Annotated in this window: 2 protein-coding genes and 1 pseudogene; all 3 read left to right on the top strand. The window is 67.7% G+C overall.

From position 1 onward, the window contains the following. Positions 1–95: 95 nt before the first annotated feature. A complete protein-coding gene (gene hpnE, locus AC0IWM_RS23615) occupies positions 96–1,376 on the top strand; it encodes a hydroxysqualene dehydroxylase HpnE (RefSeq protein WP_471759094.1) in 1,281 nt (426 codons plus the stop codon). 111 nt (positions 1,377–1,487) lie between these two features. Next, a complete protein-coding gene (locus AC0IWM_RS23610) occupies positions 1,488–2,516 on the top strand; it encodes a universal stress protein (protein ID WP_471759092.1) in 1,029 nt (342 codons plus the stop codon). A gap of 334 nt (positions 2,517–2,850) precedes the next feature. Further along, a pseudogene (ispF, locus tag AC0IWM_RS23605) lies at positions 2,851–3,354 on the top strand (2-C-methyl-D-erythritol 2,4-cyclodiphosphate synthase); the annotation flags it as partial. Between the last annotated feature and the right edge of the window lie 207 nt (positions 3,355–3,561).

Genomic DNA, 3,561 nt, shown 5'->3' with positions numbered 1-3,561 from the left:
CCGCTGACAGGCCGCCCGGGCCTGTTCCCCGAGGACATCGACACCAGCGATCCCTGGCAGTTCCGCAACGTGCTCGTCCGTTAAGGGGGCACGCGATGACGAGTGTCGTTCACGTTGTGGGCGCCGGGCTGTCGGGGCTCTCCACAGCCGTGCGTCTCGTGGAAGCCGGGCGTACGGTGATGGTCCATGAGGCCGCCAGCTATGCCGGCGGCCGCTGCAGGTCCTATCAGGACCCGCAACTCGGGATGAGTATCGACAACGGCAACCACCTTGTCCTGTCTGGCAACCGGGCGACATTCGCCTTTCTGGACCTCGTCGGCGGCCGCGAGGCGGTCGCCGTGCACGCGCATGCGGAGTTTCCCTTCATCGACCTCGCCTCGGGCGAGCGCTGGACGCTGCGCATCAACGAGGGGCGGGTGCCGTGGTGGATCCTTGATCCAGGCCGACGCGTCCCGGACACACAAGCCACCGACTATGCATCGATCCTGCGCCTCCTGTCGGCAAGGCCGGGCACGACCGTATCGGATGTCCTTTCCTGCGAGGGCCCGCTCTACGAGCGGCTTTGGCGCCCAGTCCTCCTGGCGGCTTTGAACATCGACCCGAAGGAGGCCGATGCGACCCTGGCCGCGCAGGTGCTGCGCGAGACCTTCGGCGAGGGCGGGCAAGCCTGCAGGCCCGTCTTTGCCCAGGGCGGCCTCTCGGACGCCTTCGTCCATCCGGCACTGCGCTTCCTCAAAAAGCGCGGCGCCGTGGTCCGCCAGGGCAGCCGCTTGCGTCGGCTCGCATACGAGGGGGGCCGCGTCGTTGGCCTCGTCCTCGACGATGGTTCGATCCCGTTGTGGACCGGGGACGGCGTCATCCTCGCGCTTCCCCCAAAGGCGGCGGCGGACGTCGTCCCGGGGTTGGACGCGCCGATGGATCACCGCGGGATCGCAAACATCCACTTCCGCGTGTACTGCCCGGTTGGCATGCCGCGGCTGACCGGCGTGGTGAACGGACTCTCCGACTGGATCCTCGCCCATCCGGGCAGGATCTCCGTGACCGTCAGCGCGGCGGACCCCGACGGCATGAGCCGGCGCGAGCTTGCGCATCGGATCTGGACTGAGGTGTCCTACGTCACCGGCCGGTACATGACAGGCCTCTCGGACGCGCCTCCACCCTGGCAGGTCATCCGCGAGAAACGTGCGACCTTCGCCGCGACGCCCGGGGCCGCTCGTCTTCGCTCGCGGACGCGCACGGAATTCCGGAATCTCTTCATCGCCGGCGACTGGACCGACACGGGTCTGCCCGCCTGCATCGAAGGGGCGATCCGGTCGGGCGAGAAGGCCGCACGTCTCGCGATGGAGACGAACAGCTTGGCCGCCAAGGCATCTTGAGCCCGAACGGCGGCCTGGATTCCCTCGGGCCTGGCACGCGAACCTGGCAACCCCACCCCCGACGATCCACCAAGGCCTTCGCTGACGTCCTTGCATCCAGGAGTGGCACCCATGCGCATCCTCGTAGTCACCGACTTCTCGCCTCGTTCGCAGAGGGCGGTTCGGCGTGCCGGCATCCTGGTCGCCCAAAACAGCGGGACGGTCATCCTGATGCACGTCGTGGAAGGCCCCGATTGTGCCGAGACGGCGCAGGACTTTCGCGAGGCACGGCTGATGACAATCGAGCAGATTGCCGTGGTGCCGCAGCTTTACCGCGTCCCGTGCGTGCCACTCGTGGCCAGGGGACGCCCATGTGACGCGATCCGCACCGCGGCGACCGTCCATGGCGTCGACCTGATCGTGGCTGGATACAGGTGCGGGGCCCCAACCTTCGGCCTACGGCGAACCGTCGTAAGCCTGATCCGCAACGCCCCGTGCCCCATCCTGTTCGTGAGGCGCAAGGCCGCTGCCTACGCGCGGGTCCTGGTTCCGGTCGATCTCTCGGACGCATCGGAGCGAGCGCTGCAGAGTACGGTCCACCTCGGTCTCGCGAACCGCGCCCGCGTGACAGTCCTGCATGTCTTCTTCGCGCCGGGAAAGGCGAGACTACGCGCCTCCGGCGTCTCGCGCGGACAGATCGCCGGCTATGTCGAAGGATGCCGCTCCCGCGCCGCGAGGGACGTCGAGGCGTTCCTCGCCGGAGCAGGCCTGTCTGATTGGAAATGGACCAGGCAGATCGAGGAGGGTGGCCCACGCGAGACCATCCCCAGGATCGCGGAGGATGGGCTTTCGGACCTCCTTGTCATCGGCACCCATTCGCGAAACCGGCTGGGGAAGGCGCTTCTCGGAAGCGTCACCGACGATGTCCTGTCCACGGGAGGCCCGGATGTCCTCGTCGTCCCACCGCCTCGTTCCGGGCGCAGGTGGCTAAGTTGGCTGACGTCTCGCGTCGGTTGGTCCGAGCCCGGACCTCAGGTGACGGCGACCACGGCGGGGCGGGCGTCCGCAGTGGGTGGGCCGACGTGTGCAAGGTCGCCTGGTCTCTGCGCCGGTTCATGGGGGTCAGAACCGAAAACCGTCCCGCGTCGAGATCGCCGGTGAGTCAAACGGCACGGCTCCGCGCAGGCAACCAGGGTCTTTGTCAGAGGACGTCAGGGCGCGGGACACCGGCTTCGAACGTGGGGCTATGGGCGACCGATATGACCCAAAGGGGAGCAACCGGATGAGGATCTTCGTCGCACGGGTCCTGGCCGTGGCGGTCATGCTGTTCGTCCTGGATGCGGGACACAGGCTGGATCAAGTCGGTCCCCGTTCACTGATCGAGGGCTGCCCTGTCGCCGCCCTGTCGCCGCCCTGTCGGCGACCCTGGTTGTGATGCTCGCACATCGGTGAACGTCCCCGTACCCCGCGACACACCATGAGAAAGTGAATAATAATGACCCAATACCTGACCCGCCTCGGCACCGGCTTCGACGTGCACGCCTTCACCGAAGGCGATCATGTCTGGCTCGGCGGCATTCGCATTCCCGCCGACCGCGGTGTGCTGGCGCATTCGGACGGCGACGTCGTCCTGCATGCCCTCACGGACGCGCTACTTGGAGCCATCGCGGACGGCGACATCGGCACCCACTTCCCGCCAAGCGACGAGAGCTGGCGCGGCGCCGCCTCAGACCAGTTCCTGGCCCATGCGGTCTCGCTGGTGCGCGCGCGCGGCGGCCGCATCGAGCACCTCGACATCACGGTCCTAGCCGAGGCGCCCCGCATCGGTGCCCATCGCGAGGCGATACGGGCACGAATCGCCGAGATCGCCGGCGTGCCGCTCTCGTCCGTCTCTATCAAGGCGACGACCACCGAGCAGCTCGGCTTCGTCGGCCGCGCCGAGGGCCTCGCCGCCCAAGCCGCCGCGACGGTTCGGTTACCGGAGTCGGAGTGTGTTTAGGCCGCGAGTGCATCTTGGCGGCTGGCATAAGTGGCCAATGCACCAGAGCAAACTGCCCTGGCCCAGAAGTGTATCCAAGGTACGGCTGGGAACTTGGGCACGTAGCGTTGCGTGCCCCGGTGCTGGCCGACGATCCGGCAGGCGTGGCGCTCCGAGAGGCCGTACTTCTCCTCGATCGCGTCGACTGCCTGCCGGCGTCGTTCCGGG

It is taken from the genome of Methylobacterium sp. AC433 (assembly GCF_979253015.1).
Note: the sequence above shows the minus strand (reverse complement) of the source record. Positions and strands in the feature narration are given on the sequence as shown.

What these genes read in the sequence shown, in the direction of transcription:
- AC0IWM_RS23610 (WP_471759092.1), top strand. Translation starts at nt 1,488, where the DNA reads ATGCGCATCCTCGTAGTCACCGACTTCTCGCCTCGTTCGCAGAGGGCG.
- hpnE (WP_471759094.1), top strand. Translation starts at nt 96, where the DNA reads ATGACGAGTGTCGTTCACGTTGTGGGCGCCGGGCTGTCGGGGCTCTCC.